17 protein-coding genes are annotated in these 21,722 nt (G+C 48.0%); 14 read left to right on the top strand and 3 right to left on the bottom strand.

Going from position 1 to position 21,722, the window contains the following annotated elements; all coding sequences use genetic code 11:
- Nucleotides 1-63: 63 nt before the first annotated feature.
- Together NSS66_RS07865 and NSS66_RS07860 are read right to left on the bottom strand one after the other, a co-directional pair.
- On the bottom strand, nt 64-636 hold the full coding sequence (locus NSS66_RS07865; protein ID WP_076159229.1) for a PadR family transcriptional regulator: 573 nt from the start codon (nt 634-636) through the stop codon (nt 64-66).
- A 251-nt stretch (nt 637-887) separates the two neighbouring features.
- Entirely contained in the window at nt 888-1,451 is a 564-nt protein-coding gene (locus NSS66_RS07860) for a beta-class carbonic anhydrase (RefSeq protein WP_023989055.1), read from the bottom strand.
- A gap of 173 nt (nt 1,452-1,624) precedes the next feature.
- Here NSS66_RS07860 and NSS66_RS07855 point away from each other — a divergent pair, with 173 nt between their 5' ends.
- From NSS66_RS07855 to NSS66_RS07835, 5 genes are all read left to right on the top strand, one after another.
- Entirely contained in the window at nt 1,625-3,142 is a 1,518-nt protein-coding gene (locus NSS66_RS07855) for a carboxypeptidase M32 (protein WP_068942662.1), read from the top strand.
- Nucleotides 3,143-3,288: 146 nt separating this feature from the next.
- Nucleotides 3,289-4,380 (top strand): ABC transporter substrate-binding protein, encoded by a 1,092-nt coding sequence (locus NSS66_RS07850; RefSeq protein WP_053325624.1) that lies wholly within the window; start codon nt 3,289-3,291, stop codon nt 4,378-4,380.
- Entirely contained in the window at nt 4,377-5,189 is an 813-nt protein-coding gene (locus NSS66_RS07845) for an ABC transporter ATP-binding protein (protein ID WP_023989052.1), read from the top strand. The genes NSS66_RS07850 and NSS66_RS07845 overlap by 4 nt, the downstream gene beginning before the upstream one ends.
- An 8-nt stretch (nt 5,190-5,197) precedes the next feature.
- Nucleotides 5,198-6,031, top strand: a complete 834-nt coding sequence (locus tag NSS66_RS07840) for an ABC transporter permease (RefSeq protein WP_023989051.1) — start codon at nt 5,198-5,200, stop codon at nt 6,029-6,031.
- Between the two features lie 117 nt (nt 6,032-6,148).
- Entirely contained in the window at nt 6,149-7,105 is a 957-nt protein-coding gene (locus tag NSS66_RS07835; RefSeq protein WP_023989050.1) for an aromatic acid exporter family protein, read from the top strand.
- 21 nt (nt 7,106-7,126) lie between these two features.
- Here the strand turns inward: NSS66_RS07835 and NSS66_RS07830 are convergent, their stop codons facing one another.
- A complete protein-coding gene (locus NSS66_RS07830; protein ID WP_069080287.1) occupies nt 7,127-8,443 on the bottom strand; it encodes an amino acid permease in 1,317 nt (438 codons plus the stop codon).
- Between the two features lie 115 nt (nt 8,444-8,558).
- On the opposite strand from NSS66_RS07830, the gene NSS66_RS07825 reads away from it, so the two are divergent.
- From NSS66_RS07825 to NSS66_RS07785, 9 genes are all read left to right on the top strand, one after another.
- The gene (locus tag NSS66_RS07825; protein WP_069080296.1) at nt 8,559-9,455 is read left to right on the top strand and encodes a LysR family transcriptional regulator; all 897 of its coding nucleotides are present in this window, start codon (nt 8,559-8,561) and stop codon (nt 9,453-9,455) included.
- A gap of 126 nt (nt 9,456-9,581) precedes the next feature.
- Nucleotides 9,582-10,139 (top strand): outer spore coat protein CotE, encoded by a 558-nt coding sequence (locus NSS66_RS07820; protein WP_013310588.1) that lies wholly within the window; start codon nt 9,582-9,584, stop codon nt 10,137-10,139.
- Nucleotides 10,140-10,271: 132 nt separating this feature from the next.
- A complete protein-coding gene (locus tag NSS66_RS07815; RefSeq protein WP_075154364.1) occupies nt 10,272-11,507 on the top strand; it encodes a putative amidoligase domain-containing protein in 1,236 nt (411 codons plus the stop codon).
- Between the two features lie 110 nt (nt 11,508-11,617).
- Entirely contained in the window at nt 11,618-14,437 is a 2,820-nt protein-coding gene (mutS, locus tag NSS66_RS07810; RefSeq protein ID WP_340958725.1) for a DNA mismatch repair protein MutS, read from the top strand.
- Nucleotides 14,438-14,500: 63 nt separating this feature from the next.
- Nucleotides 14,501-16,675 (top strand): DNA mismatch repair endonuclease MutL, encoded by a 2,175-nt coding sequence (gene mutL / locus NSS66_RS07805; protein WP_340958724.1) that lies wholly within the window; start codon nt 14,501-14,503, stop codon nt 16,673-16,675.
- A 12-nt stretch (nt 16,676-16,687) separates the two neighbouring features.
- The gene (locus tag NSS66_RS07800; protein ID WP_028540709.1) at nt 16,688-17,539 is read left to right on the top strand and encodes a class I SAM-dependent methyltransferase; all 852 of its coding nucleotides are present in this window, start codon (nt 16,688-16,690) and stop codon (nt 17,537-17,539) included.
- The gene (gene miaA, locus NSS66_RS07795; RefSeq protein ID WP_340958723.1) at nt 17,523-18,503 is read left to right on the top strand and encodes a tRNA (adenosine(37)-N6)-dimethylallyltransferase MiaA; all 981 of its coding nucleotides are present in this window, start codon (nt 17,523-17,525) and stop codon (nt 18,501-18,503) included. Before NSS66_RS07800 ends, miaA begins: the two co-directional genes overlap by 17 nt.
- A 20-nt stretch (nt 18,504-18,523) precedes the next feature.
- On the top strand, nt 18,524-18,769 hold the full coding sequence (gene hfq / locus NSS66_RS07790) for an RNA chaperone Hfq (protein ID WP_023989043.1): 246 nt from the start codon (nt 18,524-18,526) through the stop codon (nt 18,767-18,769).
- A gap of 191 nt (nt 18,770-18,960) precedes the next feature.
- Entirely contained in the window at nt 18,961-21,621 is a 2,661-nt protein-coding gene (locus tag NSS66_RS07785; RefSeq protein WP_340958722.1) for a PBP1A family penicillin-binding protein, read from the top strand.
- The last annotated feature ends 101 nt before the right edge of the window (nt 21,622-21,722 follow it).

Raw genomic sequence — 21,722 nt, 5'->3', positions numbered from 1 at the left:
TTTAATTTTTAAAAATTAAATAATAACGTCCCATAAATCCTATGCATGGATTAGCAAAAGCATTCAGCTTTGCGGCTTAAGTGCAAACGGATTAGTGTCCACACTGACATCACCGGCAAGCAGCATGCGCAAAACCATCTGGCACCATTCCAGACCTGCTTTAGCATTCAAAAGCCCTTTTTGTACTAAAATATAGTCACCAAAGTTTTTACTGCCAAAATGTAAATTCTCTGCGGGAATGTTGTTCAGAATATCCTCTAGATGCTGGATTTTCTGAATAAAATGACGTTTGCGTTCCTCCAGCATACGATTGGCACTACTTTTGTCTGTCAACCAAAGACAGAACAGTCGAAGACTTAATTCATCCCGTGTAACCGGAGCAGCTAACGCTTCCTGGGACCATTGCTGAAGCATATGGATTCCCTTGTCGGTAATGGTATACATTTTCTTATCAGGCTTGTCGGACTGCTGAATCCAACGGGAGGCTAGTAGTTCCTTGCCCTCCATACGGGCCAGTAGCGGATAGATCTGACTGTGCTTGGCCTGCCAAAAAGGCTGGATACGCAACATCAGATCATAGCCGGAGGATTCCTCTCTTGCGAGAAGCCCCAACAGACCATACGATAGTAAATTCATAGATCTTATCTCCTTCATCCATCATAGTAACGGTTGTAACAGCACTGCGGCAGGTATTCTGCAGCTTCATGAAAAGTGTACACTGAAACTGTATGGTTTGACAACTTTCAGACAGGTCGTTCACAGGTTAGCCAAAATTGGCTCCTGTCATTTTCCACGTATATGCGCTTTTTTTTCATAAAAAAGGGTAGTTTAAGCTCGTATGTACGAGCTTAAACTACCTGGTAACTTTCTGCCGAAGCGTATCCTATTTACTGTTCATTCCCGTCAACGACAAGCGTTAACGCTCCTGTATCTGGATGAATAACCATGCCGTGAACGGGGGCATTAGGGGGGAGAAGCGGGTGATTTTTAATAAGCTTCACGGTAGTTTTTACCCCTTCTTCAATGTTGTCAAAACCTTTCAACCATTTATTTAGCTTAATTCCTGAATTTTCTAATGTATTCAGCACTTCCTGAGAAATTCCGCGATCGAGCATTTCATTGACCATGTGGTCTGCATTTAATGCAGCCATGCCGCATTCATAATGGCCCACGACCACTACTTCGTCTGCTCCCAGCTCATACAGGGCGACTAGTACACTGCGCATTACGCTTCCAAAGGGCTGTGAAATAATCGCACCCGCATTTTTGATGATTTTCACATCACCATTACGCAGGTTCATGGCTTTAGGGAGTAACTCTGTTAGCCGTGTATCCATACAGGTGATAATGACCATTTTTTTATTGGGGAACTTGCCCGTTCTATAGGCCTCGTATTCTTTGTTTTCTACGAAAACACGATTGTACTCTAAAATGTCTTTGATGTGATCCACGATTGTTCCCTCCAGATTCTTATAAAGTTTGATATGTACAGCCCAACGTTTATTTCAGGTCTTAGGAGCTGGTCGTACATGTTGTGTGTTGATTATACTTTTTAATATAAGTATCATCAAGTATAGGTATTGTAAAGTTTTAACCATTTTAAGTTAAAGAGGTGACCTCAAATATGGCGCAACAGACGTTGGATCAATTGACGGCTTTAAAGGAGCTTGCACACAAAATTAGTAGTTATGGCGAAGCAGTAGGTCTGCTGCACTGGGATTTACGGACTGGTGCCCCGCGAAAGGGCGTTGACATTCGGTCGGAGACGTTAGGTATGCTGTCCACTGAAATGTTCAAGCTGATGATCTCGGATGAAATGGGACAATTGCTGCAATTTTTTGCCCCAGAAGACAAGCTGAAGCAACTGGAGGATAATGACCGCAGATTGGTGGAGGAATGCCGTAAAAATTATGAACTGAATCGTTCGGTTCCGGCAGACCGATATCGGGAGTATAGCATTCTTGCAGCACAGGCAGAGAGCAAGTGGGAGGACGCAAAGGAACATAGCGATTTTGCCGGATTTGAACCGTACTTGTCTAAAATCGTCGACATGAAGCGTGAGTTTATCGGCTACTGGGGTGTTAAGGATACAGAGTATGACACGCTTTTGGATCAATATGAGCCGGGGATGACGGTTGAAAAGCTGGATGCTGTGTTTGATCGTCTCAAAAAGCGCCTTGTGCCCCTATTGTCTAAAATTCAGGCTTCATCGAACCAGCCGGATAAGAGCTTTTTAGATGGTGTGTTTGATGTGAAGCAGCAGGAGAAGTTCAGCCTGTTCATTTTAGGACAGATGGGGTATGACTTTGACGCAGGTCGTTTGGATGAGAGTGTACATCCTTTCGCAACAGGATTAAATCCAGGTGATGTGCGTATAACAACTCATTATCTGCAAGATGATGTAACCAGCGCTATTTTCAGTTCGTTGCATGAAGGAGGCCATGCGCTGTACGAACAAAATATTGCTCCAGAGCTGGCAGGATCACTACTGTCTGGAGGAACCTCTATGGGGATTCATGAATCCCAGTCGCGCTTGTGGGAAAATAAAATCGGACGCAGTCGTGCTTTTTGGGATCGGTATTACGATGATTTGCAACAGCATTTTCCTGATCGTTTGGCGAAGGTTACGGCAGAGCAATTCTACCGGGCAGTCAACCGTGTGGAAAATTCACTGATTCGTATTGAAGCGGATGAGCTAACATATAATTTACATATCATTATCCGTTATGAAATTGAAAAAATGCTGTTTAATGAAAAGCTGGATGTGAAGCGTCTCCCCGAGGTGTGGAATGCGAAATATAAGGACTACCTGGGGCTTCTACCACCGAATGACGGACTGGGCGTACTTCAAGACGTTCACTGGTCCGGTGGTGATTTTGGTTATTTTGCTTCCTACTCGCTTGGCAATATGTATGCAGCGCAAATTTTGGCGACATTACGCAAAGAGTTGCCCAATCTGGATGAATTAATTGCTGCTGGGGAACTTGAGCCGATCAAGCAATGGCTGACCGAACGTATTTACCGTTACGGCAAGAGTCGGACGCCATCCGAATTGATTGTAGCCATTACAGGTGAGGAGCTGAACCCGGATTATCTCGCCGACTATCTGGAAGAGAAATATACCTCCATATACAAGCTGTAATTTAGAAACTATAAAATAATCATATATGCATCTACCCCGCGTTCCTAGGCGAACGCGGTTTTTTTTTGTGCGATTAACCATTATAACGACAGTCGCATAACAATATATGAAGTCAACCGATGTAAAAAGGTGGGGAGGGAACAAGGATGAAAAACGGCGCTCGTTTCAAAGCTGTGGTGGCTGCGGCACTACTCGGATTACTGTTGCTCAGTGGGTGCACCCCTAAAGGAGGGGAGCAGACGATTGAGATCAGACTGGGCGAGGTAGCCCGTACGGTCTTTTATGCGCCGCAGTATGTAGCCTTGAGCCAGGGGATGTTTGCTCAGGAGGGACTGGATGTCCAACTCGCAACGATTCCCGGGGGTGACAAGGCGATGACGGCGTTATTGTCCAATCAGGCAGATATCGCGCTGATCGGCGCGGAAACATCTATTTATGTGTATCAGCAAGGAGCAGAGGACCCTATCATTAATTTTGCCCAACTGACACAGAAGGATGGTACCTTTTTATTTGCCCGTCAAACGCAGGATAGCTTTGAATGGGAAAAGCTGAAAGGACAAAACTTTTTGGGGCAACGCAAGGGCGGAATGCCGCAAATGTCACTTGAATTTACGCTTCGCAAACACGGCATTGATCCTCATAAGGATCTGAAGCTGATTCAAAATATTGATTTTGCTAATGTTGCCTCTGCTTTCGGCTCCGGTACAGGGGATTATGTGCAGCTGTTTGAGCCACAGGCATCTATTTTTGAAAAGGAAGGCCGTGGACGGGTAGTTGCCTCTATCGGTGTGGAGAGCGGCGAGTTGCCGTATACGGTATATATGGCTAAGCAAAGCTACCTGAACACAAATAGCGAGGCTGCACAGAAATTTACAAATGCTGTATATCGGGCACAACAGTGGATTGCTACGCATTCACCTGAACAGATTGCTGAAGCAATCACGCCCTATTTTAAAGATACAGATTTAGCTGTTTTGACGAGTAGTATCAAACGATATAAGGAACAGAGTACCTATGCTTTGAACCCGATGATTGAGGAAAAGGAATGGAAGAACTTACAGGATGTCATGACCTCGGCAGGGGAGCTTAAAAGTCCGGTTGTACTAGATAAGCTAGTGAACCCAAGCTTTGCACAACAAGCGATTTCATCAAACTCTACCGGGAATACTGAACCGCCTGTGAAAAAGAACACAACTGAATCTACGGATGCAGGTGTCGATGCTGGAGGTTCGTCATGATGGAGGAACGGAGTGGTCTCACTTCGGACGCGACCATCCCGATGGTGAGAATGGAGAAAGTGACGCATGTCTATGTAACGGATCGTGAAGCTTCGCTGGCGGTTGAGAATATTGATTTTTCTGTAGAGACAGGGGAGTTTGTCAGTTTGGTTGGTCCAAGCGGCTGCGGCAAAACGACGATCCTGTCCATGATCGCGGGGCTACTGCGTCCAGCGGCAGGCCAAGTCATGCTGCAAGGTCAGCCGGTAAGTGGTCCGAGTCCAGAGGTCGGTTACATGCTGCAGCAGGATTATCTGTTCCCGTGGCGGACGATAATGGATAACGCATTGTTGGGTTTGGAGCTAGGCAATAGAGTGGATGAAGCTGCGCGTGAGCGGACACGGCTGTTGCTGGAAGGCATGGGTCTAGGAGGGAAGGAGCATCTGCATCCGTCCCAGCTGTCTGGGGGAATGCGTCAGCGCGTGGCGCTGGTACGGACGCTGGCGACCAATCCGGGGCTGCTGCTGCTGGATGAGCCTTTCTCCGCGCTGGATTATCAAACCAAGCTACAGCTGGAAGATCTGATTGCGGAAACCTTGCGCGAGCGGAGAAAGACGGCTATTTTAGTCACACATGATTTGGCCGAGGCCATTGCGGTCAGTGACCGGATTATAGTGATGGGTCGAAATCCTGGTCATGTCCGACGTACCTTCGAGATTCCGGATTGCATCCGAAAAGCTCAGCCTTTTTATGCACGCGAGCAGCCGGGTTTTAATGAGCTTTTTCATGAAATATGGGGTGAACTGGAGGCTTCGGGAGCAAAGGAGTGAGTTAACGTATGAAGGACGAAGCGGATCAGCTTGAGCAACGTTGGATTCAAGGACTACATCAGGCGTATTTACGCAGCAGGCGTTCGCAGCGATGGTTAGTGACAGGTGTACAGACAGCTATTTTACTGCTTTTGTTTGTGCTATGGGAAATTGCAGGCCGTTTGAAGTGGATTGATGTACTGTTGTTCAGCTATCCGAGCAAAATTTTCACCCAGATCGGTAAGGATGCGGTCAGTGGTGAATTATGGGGACATGTAGGTGTCACCGTGGGAGAAACGATGGCGGGGTTTTTACTCGGTACACTGTTAGGTACGTTGCTGGCTGTACTTATTTGGTGGTCACCGTTTTTGTCGAGGGTGCTTGATCCCTATATGGTCGTGTTCAACAGTATGCCTAAGGTGGCGCTAGGTCCAATTTTTATCGTCATGTTTGGGGCGGGATTTACTGCTATCCTAATGACAACCCTCTCCATTACGGTCATTATTACGACACTAGTCGTATACAACAGCTTTCAGGAAGTTGATTCGAATCTGATCAAAGTGGTTCGTACGTTTGGCGGATCACGCCGGGATACGTTTAAAAAGGTGATTTTACCTGCATCCTTTCCTGCAATCGTCTCTACGCTGAAAGTGAATGTCGGTATGGCATGGGTTGGCGTGATAGTTGGTGAATTTCTGGTGGCCAAAAACGGCTTAGGCTATTTGATTATCTATGGTTTTCAGGTGTTCAATTTCACGCTGGTTATGTCCAGTTTGTTGATCATTGCTGTCGTAGCTACACTGATGTATCAGGCGGTCGTGTATGTGGAGCATCGTCTGCTTTCCGGTCGTCCTCATCGGTAATAATAAAATTTCTGAACATTTGTGTAAAACGTGAAAATAAAGTACCATGAAAATGAAATACTTAATATTTATGAAAATGTGGAAACAGATTTCATCTAGAGAGGACAGAATTTTTTCATGGGCTTTCGTACGATTAAAACGGCTATTGCCGCATTAATGGCCGTACTTATTGCGGAGGGTTTTGGCATTCATGGAGCCACCTCAGCAGGGCTTTTAGCGATTTTGGGGGTGGATGTCACACGCAAGAGAAGTCTCCGTACCATTTCGGCGAGATTTTTTGCATCCGTCGTGGGGCTTCTTTTTGCTTGTGTTTTGTTTGTGGTATTCGGATTTCATGATTGGGTACTAGCATTATATATTTTAACGGCGTTTCCAGTCATTGTACGGGTGGGCTTTAAAGAAGGGATCGTCACCGGCTCGGTCGTGGTTTTTCGCGTATTCAGCGGCGGCGTGATTGATATGGAAGTACTGCTGACCCAGCTAGCTCTGCTAGTGATTGGGCTGGGTTCCGCGATGATTGTCAACTTAGCCTATATGCCGGGTTCTGATAATACAATGCAACAAATTCGGCAGGAGGTGGATCGGACTTTTTCTGTTATATTCAGAAATATGGCCAATACGCTGCGTAGTCCAGCATACATATGGGATGGCAAGGAAGTTATTGAAGCGAACAGCGTGATAGCCAAAGGGGTCACTGAGGCGGGGCGTTCCTTGGAAAATCAGATGCTTCGTCCCCAAGAGGGCTGGAATGTGTATTTTTATATGCGAAAAGAGCAGCTGGATTCGATCCAAAACATGATGCAGTTGATCGCACAAATGTATCAGCATATGCCGCAGGCCAAGCTGCTGGCCGAGCTGTTCGACCAGCTTAGCAATGACGTTTTGGCTGGACATTATACGGGACAGACTGAGAAGCTGCTGGAGCAGGTTCGTGAAGAATTTAAAGCTATGGAGCTTCCCGCAACCCGGGAGGAATTTGAGATTCGTTCGGCATTATTGCAGCTTACACATGAGCTTCATCAGTATTTGAAAATTGCGAAAAAGGACAAGGCCCCTACTCCAGTGAAAAATTAGAGTAAAGGCCTTAAGCGGCTACTATCCATGACGGACAGTAGCCTTTTCTTGTTCAGTGATGGTAGAAGTCGGATGACTCAAAGTCCGTTTGTGCCGAATTCGGTCTGTGATCCATAAAACAGCGGTGATCAGGCAAGGGTACAGCATAGCCCACCCAACAAAGGGGAAAACGATCGCCGTAGAGATGAACGATATCCAACTAATGGAAACGCCCCAGCGACTACCACGCAGAAGCTTAATTCCTGCTGCACAACCGCCTAGATAGGTCAGAATAAAGGTGGCGTTCGGGAACTGGATCAGGTTAGTGAGTGAAACAGTACCACTACCGTACAACACCATAATGATCACGAAGCAGACGCTAAGAAAAGCAATGCCACCGATAGGGGTATGGAATCGTTGGGATAACATGCCCATCCAGCGAAAGGCCTGTCCTTGCCGGGATAAAGCATAAGCGACACGTGAAGCGGCACCAACATAAGCAATAATAGTAGCGGTACAAATAAAGATACCCGTCAAGCCTGCAATTATCGCGCCCCATGGCCCGATAGCCCGACTAATCACCCATACGAGCGAAGCATCCGAATCCCCTGCAAGGTAACTTTGTGTGCCCACAGTAGCCAGCGCAGTTAAGAAATAAAGCAAACCAACAATGACGGCTGCAATGGTCACGCCTTTAACGGCTGCTCTCTGGGGATTGGTGAATTCCTCTGACATATGGGACACAGCCTCCCAACCGATGAAGCACCAGAACAGAATCGCGGCCGCTTGACCGACAGGGAACCAGCCATGTGGAACAAACGGGGTGAAATGGACTGTTTCCATCTGAGGAAGTGCTGCGGCAATGGCGAATATGAGGACGGCAACGATAGCTATGACGACAGCGATCTGAATACGTCCCGCGACCTTCATGCCGATCCAGTTGATGATCAGGCCCACCGCCAACATAGCAGCGGCTAACATCATGCGGCTTTCATCTCCCCAGCCCATGGCTGCGGTCATATAGCCGGCTCCAGTGAGTGCGGCAACAGGTGCCCCAATCGGAACCGACATGAGAAAAAACCATCCGATATAAGCACCGGCACGTGGCGAAAAGGCCAACGTGACAAAATGCGATACCCCTCCCGCATTCGGAAATTTGGCGGATAGAAGACCCATGGAAAGTGCCATTGGCAGGATGAGCAGGGTCATAAAACCCCATGCCAGCAGCGATGCCGGCCCCGCCATTTGGGCGGCAAGACCAGGCACAATCAATATCCCCGAACCCAGTACAGCTCCGATATAGAGAGCAATGGCCTGTGGAAGACCAATGGTGGATTGAAGTTTACTTTCATTTGTCATGCAGAAAAGCCTTCTTTCTCTTGTTATTTTCTCCAGCTTATCAGATAATCAATCTATCGGAAAAACGGAATATAACGATTGCTTGCATCGGAAAAACCGATTGAAGGAGCGGATTATGGAATCGCGGCATTTGTTTACCTTTTTAAATGTAGTTGAGGCAGGCAGTTTTACGCGAGCAGCGCGTATACTGGATTATGCACAGTCGAGTATCACTGCTCAAATTCAAACGCTGGAGGCAGAGTTGGGTACGCCGCTTTTTGATCGCATTGGCAAGAAAATCATGCTGACGGATGCTGGACGACGTTTGCTGCCCTATGCGCAGGAAATTTCCAAGATGCATGCTATGGCCAAGGATGCGCTTCGTTCAGAAACGGAATTGGCAGGCACGCTGAAAATAGGAGCACCAGAGTCTCTGGCCGCTTTTCGTCTGCCGAGTCTGATCCGTGAGTACAGAGAACGGTATCCGAAGGTTAAAATTGTCCTTAAACCCGGCGAATGCTGGGAATTACGCGATTTGATCCGCTCCGGTGAGCTGGATTTGGCTTTTTTGCTTCAGCCTGAGACGGAGGATAGAGAACTGAATGTCACCACGCTTATTCATGAGCCGATGGCCTTGGTTGCTCCACTTAAGCATTCGCTGGTTACCTATACCCGGGTAGAGCCTGCTGACTTGAAAGACGAAACCATTTTGCATACGGAGGCAGGATGTACGTACCGTATCCTTTTTGAGCAGTATTTGAATAAACACGGTATTTTTTCAGACCCTAGCCTGGAATTTTGGAGTATTGAAGCCATCAAGCAGTGTGTCATGGCTGGATTGGGTATCGCGCTGCTTCCGCTGGTAACGGTACAAAACGAGCTGCGAGAAGGTAAAATGGCGCGTTTAGCCTGGGATGACAGTGAACAGCAGGTGGCTACTCAGGTCGCCTATCACACGAAAAAGTGGAAATCCCCGGCTCTTAGTGAATTTTTACAGATCGTTGAGCAGCATGTAACACATTGGCGTGCATGAGTTCAAGCCATCGCGGCATATGCTTATACAAATAATATTTTTTCCTTTTCGCCTATTCACTCAACATTCGCCCACAACCTGCATACATATGTATGGAATGATTGATTGTATGGAGGAGGTTCAAGAATGGCATTAAGTCATAAAAATCGTAGAGAGATTATTACCAAAGCGATCTGTGGTAAAGGTCGCAGATTCTCTACCGTAACCCATACCGTAACTCCGCCGAATAATCCGACGAGCATTTTAGGGGCATGGATTATTAACCACCAGTATGAAGCTGTGGCGGCGGGGGACGGCATTGAGGTCGTCGGGACGTATGATATCAATATTTGGTACTCGTACGATAAAAACTCGCAGACCGATGTGGCCAAGGAAACGGTGTCGTACGTGGAAAATGTGCCGCTCTCGTATCTTGATCCGAAGCACCGGGCGTCTACAGTGGAAGTATCCGCCGAAGCTACACAGGAGCCGAGTTGCGTCGAGGCCAGTGTGTCTTCTGGAGGTGGCAGCGTAATGATCCGGGTCGAGCGGGAATTTGCGGTGGAGCTGGTGGCGGAAACGAAGATTGTTGTAGAAGTATTCCCGAATGGTAGCAGCGATGATTTTGACAAAGACTTTGATTTTGGAGCGGAAGAGGGGGACTATGAGGAGCTCGACCCCGACCTCATTGACGACGAGCTCTGACAGAAGTAACCAAAAAGAGGGCCGCTTTACTCTTTGCGCCGGCTGATTCTGCGCAGGGGGCAAAGGCCCTCCTTTTTTGTTATTGTGGGTTGAAATTGGGTTGAAATCCGTACGTAGTCCGTAGGGGGGAATATGATGCAGCAGCCGGGACAGGCGCTCATACGCTTCAGACAGATGCCAAATGATGAAAAAAAGCGTAGACTGGAGCGTTCAGGCATAGCGGTGCAGTGGATGGATAGCAGTATAGCAGATTTTGCGATAGGCTACGCGGTGCAAATCCATCTACTGCGAGTGTTGGAAATTCGTAGACGTGCCATCGAAGGCCCTTCCAAAGTCCGCGCATACGATCTGTCTGAACTGGATCAACATTCACCGCTCTATGTCCGGATGGAGCGGCTGGCTGTACGAGCGTTGTACACCCTGGGTTTGGACAGTGGTGAGGTGGTACTGACGCCGCTGGGGGAGCGCAGCTGTCAGGTGCGCGAAATCTCGGCACAGCCATGGCTGAACGATGGACGTTTGGCCACATTATATGAAATTGCTGCGCGCGAAGGGGATGTTGAGAGTGAGAATCTTTCAGCGCAACGAGGAAGAGATCGACTGCTCATCGGAATGGACCCTGAATTTGTGCTGGTTCGTATGCCCGAGGGACGGGTCGTTCCGGCCTCAAGATATTTGGGTCGTCTCGGCATAGCCGGCTGCGATGCTGTTACTCGTCGAGGACGAACACTGTATCCAGTCGCTGAGCTTCGCCCTGCGCCGAGTGGAGATCCGGCCCATCTGCTGAAGCACCTGCGTCAAGCTTTTGCAACAGCAGCCCGGCGCATTGCCGACCACACACTCATCTGGCAGGCAGGGGGGATGCCGCAACCGGGTTTTCCGCTGGGCGGACATCTGCATTTCAGCGGGGTTTCGCTAAACGGTGCCTTGCTTCGGGCACTAGATAACTATTTGGCACTGCCTTTGGCGCTACTGGAAGACAAGCGTGCGACTCGGCGCAGACCGCATTATGGCAATTTAGGTGATTTTCGCCGTCAGTCGTATGGAGGCTTTGAATATCGTACACTGCCCAGTTTTCTTATCTCGCCACAGCTGGCGAAAGGTGTGATTGGAATGGCGTTTCTCATTGCCTCTCAATATCCGCGTTTGCAACGTAGGCCGCTGGGTGAGGAGGAGGCTCACAGAGCCTTTTATGAAGGAAATCAACTTGTCCTTAAAGAGTATATGGAACCTCTTATTTTGGACATGGTTTCACTGGAAATATACTCGCAATATGAAGCTTATGTAGCGCCATTGCTGGACAGCCTCCGCAAGGGGAAACAGTGGGATGAATCACGGGATTTGCGCCCGTATTGGAAGCTTACGTAAAATGAAGTGTCGACACCAGGAATGGTTTCATGTTATCGACTGTCATTTTTGATATAATGAGAGATAATTATAAGTTTAAACGGAACAAAGTGTGGGGGTTAGTAAACGGTATGTCCAAATATACACCGATGATAGAGCAATATTTATCCATAAAAGAGCAGGCCAAAGATGCATTTTTGTTTTTCCGCCTGGGAGATTTTTACGAGATGTTTTTCGATGATGCAATTCTTGCATCCAAGGAGCTGGAAATTACACTTACGGGTCGTGAGGGTGGCGCCACGGAAAAAATTCCGATGTGCGGCGTGCCTTATCATTCAGCGGAAAATTACATACAGCGCCTCATTGAGAAGGGTTATAAAGTGGCCATCTGTGAGCAAATGGAGGAAGCCTCAGCTACGAAGGGGATGGTGCGGCGGGATATTGTCCGCGTTGTGACCCCGGGTACGGTAATGGAAGGCAAGGTGCTGGGTGACAAATCCAACAACTATATGGTATGTGTCACAGAGACGGACGGGATGCTGGCACTTGCGGCGTGCGACTTGTCAACAGGTGAATTGTATGTGACCTCTGTGCCTGATTCGAAAGAATGGCTACTAGATGAAATTAACATTTATGAGCCTTCCGAAATGTTGGGGGATGGTCATCTGCTCGATTTTGTGACATCCCGTATGTCCCCCGTTGGACGGCGCGTTGTGTATACGGCTTGGGACAAATCCAAGGATGATCTGGTTCGGGATCAATTTGGCGAAGCCACATGGGCAAGGCTTACGGAGGAACGTAGACGGTGCGTATCGCGCCTGATTTCCTATTTGAATGAAACGCAAAAAAGATCGTTAGGCCAATTGACCCAAATCTCGGTATATGAGCCAAACCATTTTATGATTCTGGATCCATTTACCCGCAGGAATCTGGAACTGGTGGAGACGGTACGTGAACGCTCAAAGAAAGGCTCGCTGCTGTGGCTGTTGGATCGCACAGAGACTTCCATGGGAGCGCGTCTGTTGCGTCGTTGGATTGACAAGCCGCTGTTGAGCAGCAATCTTATTGAGGAGCGCTTGGAGGCGGTGGACAAGCTATACCACCAATTTATTTTCCGAGAGGATGTACGTGCTCAGCTTAAAGAGATTTACGATCTGGAGCGTCTAGTTGGGCGGATCGCCTTTGGTAGTGCTAATGCACGTGATCTGATCGCTCTCAAGCTGTCGCTGGCCCGAATTCCGTCTTTACGCGAATTGTGCGTTGAATCTCCTTCGAAGACGCTGAGACGAATTGCACAAACGCTGGATAGCTGTACAGACCTGTGTGCGTTGATTGAGGAAGCGGTGGCGGATGAACCGCCGATTTCCGTAAGGGATGGAGGTCTTATTAAGGAAGGCTACCATCAGCGTCTGGACGAACTGCGCGAGGCGAGTGTGAACGGTAAGCGTTGGATCGCTGAGCTAGAGGCCAAGGAACGTGCAGCAACCGGCATTCGGTCACTTAAGATTGGATACAACAAAGTATTTGGTTATTATATCGAGGTGACCAAATCCAATTTGGCTTCATTACCAGAAGGTCGATATGAACGCAAACAGACGTTGGCGAATGCGGAACGGTATATTACACCGGAGTTGAAGGAAAAGGAATCTCTAATTCTGGAAGCCGAGGATAAAATGGTTGATCTGGAGTACACGCTTTTCTCCGAGCTTCGCAGTAAACTGAACGCTGAAATTCCACGTTTGCAAAAGCTGGCAGAACAAGTGGCTGAAATTGACGTGTATCAGTCGCTGGCTTCGGTTAGCTCGGAACGGGGATTCGTGAAACCTGAGCTGACTACAGGATATGATTTCGTAGTGGAGCAGGGTCGCCATCCCGTGGTGGAAGCTGTAATGAAAGATGGCGGTTTTATCGCAAACAGCACGGTGTTGGAGGAAGCCGATGCGCATATTCTACTTATCACTGGGCCGAACATGGCTGGGAAAAGTACGTATATGCGTCAGGTTGCACTTATTGCAATTATGGCTCAAATTGGCTGCTTTGTCCCTGCTGCACGTGCCAAGGTGCCAATGCTGGATCGCATTTTCACACGGATCGGCGCGGCGGATGATCTCATCGGCGGGCAGAGTACGTTTATGGTCGAAATGGCAGATATCCAAGTAATGACGGACAAGGCAACTCCGCGAAGCTTGATCATTATTGATGAACTGGGACGAGGTACGTCCACCAGTGAAGGAATGGCAATTGCACAGGCAGTCATCGAATTTGTCCATGACACGATCGGCTGTAAGGCGCTGGTATCCACGCATTTCCATGAGCTGGCGCATTTGGAGCAAGGCCTGTCTTCGCTGCGAAATTACTCTATGGCCGTGCAGGAAAGCGGCGACAAGGTGAATTTCTTGCGCAAGCTCATACCGGGAGCGGCTAGCAGTAGCTATGGTATTTATTGTGCTCGGCTTGCAGGCTTGCCCAATAACATTATTGAGCGAGCGAATGGACTGCTGAATGGTTTTGAACAGGCAGCGGCTCAAGTAACGGCAGGTACTGAGACAGTAGTAGGAGGGAAGGAAGGGACTGATCTTCGTACAGTTTCAGGGGCAGAAAATATTTCTTCTTTGACCGAATATAATTCAGGCCAGACATTGCGAGAAAGCGGAGAAACTGCATCATCAGCTCAGTCTTTATCACAGCAGGCCACCCTGATAAAAAAAGATAATCTGCAGACGGTGGAAACTTCCAGCACGTTGGAGCAAGGAGCAACCGAAGTGGTACAGCTGTCCATTTTCGGAGAGCAGGAGCTTGCCTCCTCCAAGTCACACGCAGAGACAGTAGAGGCTAATCCGATTGTGCGCCAAATTTTGCGCAAAGTGAAAAATGCTGATGTCATGAATATGACTCCTTTACAGGCAATGCAGCTATTAAATGATCTTAAAAACAAGGCTAATGGCCTGTAGTTAAAATAAGTGACATTATTCTTATTTTTCATCACACTTTGAAGTCAGGAGGAGGTTAAAAGGATGTCTAAAATTCGGGTACTGGATGAACATATTGCGAACCAGATTGCTGCCGGTGAGGTCGTAGAACGTCCAGCCTCCGTCGTGAAGGAGCTGGTGGAAAATGCGATTGATGCAGGCGGCACGCGGGTGGACGTATGGGTAGAAGAGGGCGGCCTGCAAAGTATCCGGGTGACGGATAATGGAAGTGGCATTGAGCCAGAAGATGTGGAAACGGCATTCTATCGGCACGCGACAAGCAAAATTGGACATGGTCGCGACCTGTTTCAGATCACAAGTCTCGGCTTCCGAGGAGAGGCGTTGCCAAGTATTGCGGCTGTATCGAAAGTAGAGTTGCTTACAGCAGCCGGAGATGACGGACGTGCCCGTAAATTAGTGATTGAGGGCGGTAAGCTGTTGCTTCACGAGGATGCTGCTAGTAGACAAGGGACGGATTTTACCGTACGGGAGCTGTTTTATAATACACCTGCACGGCTGAAATATATGAAAACAATCCAGACCGAGCTGGGACACATTTCGGATGTATTGTATCGAATGGCGCTTTCGCATCCAGAAGTAGCCTTCACATTGCGGCATAATGGCAATACATTGCTGCAAACGCTGGGTAATGGTGATTTGCTGCAGGTGATTGCCGCTATTTACGGAACTTCTGCTGCGAAATCCATGCTGCTGCTGGAAGGAGAGAGCCTCGATTACCGAATTAGCGGCTATGTCAGCCGTCCAGAGTGGACGAGATCAAATCGAAATGCGATCTCGACGGTAGTGAATGGACGTTTTGTGCGAAGCTACGGGCTTAATCAGGCGTTGCTCAAGGCGTATCATACCTTGTTGCCGATCAATCGTTTTCCGCTGGCTGTGATCCAACTGGAAATGCATCCTTCTTTGGTGGATGTTAACGTTCATCCCGCCAAGCTGGAGGTAAGGTTCAGCAAAGAAACTGAACTGTTTCAGCTGGTTGAAGATTCGGTAAAAGCTGTTTTAGGGCAGCAAGTGCTGATTCCGAAGGCAGTCAAGCGCGAGATCGGTGGCAAGGACAGTGGCTCGTTTGTGCAGGAGCAGTTTCACTTCTCGAAGGGAAATAGTGCGGAAGGGGATGCTTCTTCCGGCAAAGACCGGGGGGGAGCACTGCCACTTTCCGTGACTTCGCCGGAGAGCCAGGTACCACGCCAATCCAATTACTTGAACAGAAACGAAGAGAATAACAGAGGTAGCCAGGAGCGTGAGCAACGTCCGAGCAGGGATAGCCTCTCAGCCATTGGACGGGCAAACAACCTTTCAGGTAAAAGTATTAGTGATGATGAACTGGATGCAGATTTTGTAGAAGAAAACAGCGGGAGTGAAGTTAGAGGGGACGTGCCGCTCCCTGATGGAGTGACTGTACAGTCGTCCGAAGGAGATAATGCCGCAATAGGCACATCTTCCTTATACAGTGGAGGGATACAGGAAACGGCTGCTTCTGCTGCTTACCCATCTTCTATGCCACCGATTGTGGGACACGCTACGGATTCCCGTCATTTCGCAGATCAGAAGCCGCGCCAGCAACGTCTAGATGCCGAGCAATTGGCAACGGTGTCGGGAGAAGCTCCAGAGTTGCCCACTTTTCCTGAACTGAATTTAATCGGTCAGCACCATGGAACATATCTGATTGCGCAGAACGACCAGGGCTTGTATTTAATAGATCAACATGCCGCACATGAACGGGTGAATTATGAATTTTATTATGAAAAATTCGGCAATCCTGCGTCAGTATCGCAGGAACTGCTACTGCCAATTACACTGGATTTTACGCCTTCCGAGACGGAAAAGTTGAAAACAAGGCTGCACTGGTTTGAACAGGCGGGGGTGTATTTGGAGCATTTTGGCGGTCAAACCTTCCGTGTCAGCTCTTACCCGTACTGGCTTCCCCAAGGGGAAGAAGCGGATGTCATTGAGGAAATGGCCGGATGGGTGCTGGAGGAAAGAGCCATTGATCTTGCTAAGCTGCGGGAAGCGGCCTCGATCATGTGCTCCTGCCGGGCTTCGATTAAGGCAAACCAGAAGCTGACTGACCAACAGGCTATTGTGCTGCTAGAGCGTTTGGCAGCGTGCAAACAACCATATACTTGCCCTCATGGGCGACCTATTGTGGTTTCCTTTTCCACATATGATTTAGAGAAGCTGTTTAAAAGAGTAATGTAAGGGAGTATATATATGTTGCAGGATCGGGAAAACCGTGAAGAAGAAGAGCGGTCGAGGCTACGGGAGAAGCAAGTCGAATTACTGGTCACGACAGGGGATTCCCCCTCGGCAGAGGTTATGGAGCGAGCGAAGCTGCTTGCAGCCGAGTTAGGGGTGCTGTATGCTCCTCGTCGTGGCATATCGGTAGCTAAGCTAATTGCGGCTCACAGAGTCCGTCAAGCGTTGGTTCTGGTGCAGGGCGGAGTGAGGCTGATTAGTCCAGAACAATCACCGATGGTTTTTCACCCGAGTATGGGCTTCATTCGCGCCAAACGAGTATTAAAGGGTGAACCTGACCCGATGTTGACGGCTGCCCGGATCGTCCCGGGTGATATTGTGCTGGATTGCACCGCAGGACTTGGTACGGATTCTCTTCTATTTTCAATTGGAACGGGAAGCTCTGGACAAGTCACGGCTGTGGAGAGTTCTTTCCCCGTCTATGCTTTAATCAAGGATGGAATGAGGCATTACCGTTCCGGCAACGCTGAAGTAGATCAGGCCTTTTCCAACATTGACGTTCGTTTTGGTCATCATTTGGACTATTTGCGTAGTTTGCCGGATCGCAGTATAGATATTATTTACTTTGACCCTATGTTCCGTGATCCGTTGCTCGATTCCAGCGCAATCGGTCCATTGAGAGGGCTGGCTAACCCAGACGCGTTGAGTGAGGAAAGTATTATTCATGCGAAACGGATTGCACGAAAAACAATTGTATTAAAAGAAAAACGGGGTAGCGGGGAATTTGCCCGCCTCGGCTTCCGTGTGGAGCAGCGGGGCACAACGAAAACAGTGTACGGAGTGATTGATATTGACAGTGGCACCTAAGCCTAAACTACTTGTTCTTGTTGGCCCGACTGCGGTTGGCAAGACGAAACTAAGCATCGAGATGGCTCGACAATTTGACGCAGAAATTATTTCCGGGGATTCCATGCAGGTATACCGTCGTATGGACGTTGGAACCGCCAAAATTTCCGAACAGGAAATGGAAGGAATCAAGCACCATTTAATTGATATTCATGAGCCAGAATACCCATATTCAGTAGCCCAATTTCAGGAAGACTGTCGTCGTCTCATACCTGATATTCAATCTAGAGGAAAGCTACCGTTTATCGTAGGCGGAACAGGTTTATATGTAGAATCAGTCTGCTATGAATACCAGTTTTCCGAGGTAGGGGCTGACGAAGCTTTTCGTCAGGAACAGCTTGACTATGCCGAACAGTTTGGAGCTGAGGCGCTTCATGCGCGACTACAGGGGGTTGATCCCGAAAGTGCACTTCGTTTGCATCCTAATGATCGTCGTCGTGTCGTTCGGGCACTCGAAATTTACCATGTTAGCGGAACGACACTAAGCTCTCAACTTGCCAGTCAAAAAAAGGAATCTCCCTACCAACTCTGCATTGTAGGTTTGACAATGGATAGGCAAATGCTATATAAACGTATTGAAGACCGAATTGACGGGATGCTCGATCAAGGGCTTGTTGCTGAGGTAACCTCCTTAATGGAACGGGGAGTGCGAAGCGATGCCATCTCCATGCAAGGTCTAGGCTATAAAGAGATATCCTCCTACCTGCGGGGAGAAGTGTCTTTGGAAGAGGCGGTGACTTGGCTAAAACGGGATACGCGTCATTTTGCGAAGCGACAGCTCTCGTGGTTTCGCCATATGAAGGATATCCAGTGGGTAGATGTCACTGATTTCGGAAATTTTTCTGCTCATGCAGCCCGAATACACGAAATTATAGCAGGAAAGTTCCGGACAGACCTTGAATATACTTCAAAACAATCCAAATGATTATTGGGGGTACGGCTAAAATGAACAAGTCCATTAATATCCAAGATACGTTTCTGAATCAATTGCGCAAGGATTCTATACCTGTAACGGTATACCTCATCAATGGATTTCAGGTGCGAGGGACGATTAAAGCATTTGACAATTTTACGATTGTTATCGACTCGGATGGAAAGCAACAGCTGATTTACAAGCATGCCATCTCCACCTTTACACCGCAACGCAATGTATCGCTTGTACAGCAACAGGATAACGCTAGCGATAACTGATTACGGCTTGACGGTCGCCCGGGTTCATGAAACTTTTCAGGCGCCCGTCTCGTCTAACTGTATAGGAATGTGACCGGGAGCAACCTGATCAGGGTTGTTCTTTTCATTCCGTTTACTTTCATGCTGCCGACAGCAAGCTTTAAGGCTTATGTTAGGTATCATATGATTATTCGCGAAAGGGAGTCAGGGGAATGCCAAACGATTCATTGTCCAGATCCGGCAATCGCAATAGAAACACATCTAAAGAGAAGCCGAAGGGCAAGAAAAAGAAAATAACAGGTAAGCGAGTGGGGTGGACGCTATTTATTACAGCGGCGTTAGCCATATTTTGCGCACTTGGTGGATACTTATTTGTCATGGTTAATGGCGAAAAAATTTACAAAGCCAACAAGGACAAAATTACAGTGAACGAGACATCGAAGGTTTATGACCGCAACGGTGTGCTCATGGGTGAGTTGTCTGTGCAAAAAAGCGATCCTGTCAAAAGTGAAGAAATTCCACCGCTGCTCAAAAAAGCATTTATCGCAACCGAGGATAAGCGTTTTATGGAGCATCAAGGGGTTGATATTTGGTCTATCGGCCGGGCAGCCGTTAAGGATATCGTGGCCCGTTCGGCAGTGGAGGGTGGCAGTACGCTGACTCAGCAGCTGGCCAAAAACTTGTTTTTGACACGTGACAAAACCTTTTTCCGTAAAGCGACAGAGGTATCCATCGCAATGGCGCTGGAGCGGAATTTGACTAAAGATGAAATTATTACACTCTACCTGAACCGGATTTGGTTTGGACGCTCGTATTCTGGAATTAAGGCAGCGTCGGAAGGCTATTTTGGGCAAACGGATTTGAATAAATTAAAATTGTGGCAGGTCGCTACACTGGCAGCTATTCCAAAAGGGCCATCCAAGTATAATCCGATTAGTAACCCAGAAAACTCAAAGGCCCGGCGTGCTGTGGTTCTCCAGCTGATGTTTGAGCAGGGAATGATTGGAAAGCAGGAGATGGAAGAGGCCAAGGCTGTAAATTACGATTACAAACAGCCGGAAAAAGTTCAAAAGTATCAAAATTTTATGGAATACGTCATGGATGAGGCAGAGGATGCGTTGCCAGGAGTTAGCGGTAATGATCTGATTATTGGTGGTTATAAAATTCATACCACAATGGATGCCCAGGCTCAAAATGCGCTGGATCAGGCGATGGCAGATGATGACATGTTCGAAAAAAGTCCGGACGATCAGCCTGTTCAAGCCTCGATGGTCATTATTAACAACCAGACAGGTGGAATTGCCGCGATGGCACCCGGACGGGATTACAAAAAGGGAACCTTCAATCGTGCGACACAGAGCCGCAGACAGCCAGGATCGGCCTTTAAGCCGATTGTAGCCTATGCGCCAGCTCTTGAATCCGGTAAGTTTACGATGGATACCCCTTTGAGTAACGAACGCCAGAGTTTTAACGGATACAGTCCGAAAAACTTGCATGGTTACTCGTCGACCATCAGCATGCTCGACGCCATTACGAAGTCTGAAAATATTCCGCCTGTATGGTTGCTGAACCAAATCGGTGTGGAAAAAGGGGTTCAATTTGCCGAGAGCGTAGGCATTCCGATGGACAAAAATGATCACTCACTTGCTATCGCATTGGGTGGATTAAGCAAAGGAACGAATACCCTTGAAATGGCGCAGGCGTACAGCGCTTTTGCCAATAAAGGACAATTCCAAAAAGCTTATTCTATTAAGCAAATTAACAATAGTGATGATCAAGTTGTTTATACTCATGAAGAGGAAACTAAATCTGTAATGAGTGAAAAAACGGCTTATGAAATGACACAAATGATGCAAAATGTAGTCAATAGCGGTACAGGTCGCAAAGCACGTATTGACTGGCCTGTAGCTGGTAAAACGGGTACGACCCAAAGTGGGATTAGCGGTAACAGTGGTAACCGGGACATCTGGTTTGTCGGTTATACACCGGAATATACCGGAGCAGTATGGATGGGTTATGACAAGCCGGACAGCAAGCATATGCTGAGAAACTACAGTGGGCAGTCGGCAGCCTTTTTCGGAAGGGTCATGGGTGAAGCTCTCAAGGGACACCCGGTTACGCAATTCAGCGAGCCGAAGGGATATGAACCACCAGTTGAGCAGAAGCCAGAAGAGCCGGTTCAGGCTACCGCTCCGAGCGGACTGAGCGGGTCTTATAGTCAGGACACCCAAATTGTATCGTTATCCTGGACTGCGGCTACGGGGGATAATGTACAATACCGCGTGTATCGCAAGGGGACTTCCGATACAGGCTTTACGGCAATCATGGAGGCCATGAAGGGCACGAGTGGTGAAGACACGTCTCCTATAGCTGGAAACACGTATGAATATTATGTAGTAGCTTATGGGGCGGATGGTAAAGAATCCGAGGCTTCTAATACGATCCGTGTGGAAATTCCGGCTGAGACTACTCCGGTTGATCCACAGCCAGGGACTGATCCAAACGAGAATGGAACCTTACCGGATAATGGCGGGGCTACAGACGGACAAAACGGTACAGATCAGGGAAATACAACTCCTGGCGGTATCAATAACAATAATGGCTCAGGTCAGGTTCCGGCATCTCCTGGGGATACTAATGGGAATGGTGCTGGCGGCACAGGTAACAATAGTGGCAATTCCGGCAATGGAAACGATACTAATCAGGGAAATGGTCAGACTACTACACCGGATTCAGGTATTTCTGATGAAGATACTATGGTAAATCCAGAAAACACGGATGCATCTACGACTGAAGTCACAACGGATGGGACTCAAGAAGGCAATTCCAACGGTCATTCGAACTCCAATCGTGGACGTCACAATCGGAATTAGCAAGTATTGCTTTATGCAAGTTGAATTTGTTTCAAATCAAAGGTATTCTCAGTCCGTGAACTGGTCTGAGAATACCTTTTTTGCTGTTTTAAAGGGGTTCT

Source organism: Paenibacillus sp. FSL R10-2748 (assembly GCF_038005565.1).
Lineage (GTDB): Bacteria > Bacillota > Bacilli > Paenibacillales > Paenibacillaceae > Paenibacillus > Paenibacillus polymyxa_B.
The sequence above is the reverse complement of the archived record's forward strand: the minus strand, read 5'-3'. Positions and strand labels throughout refer to the sequence as shown.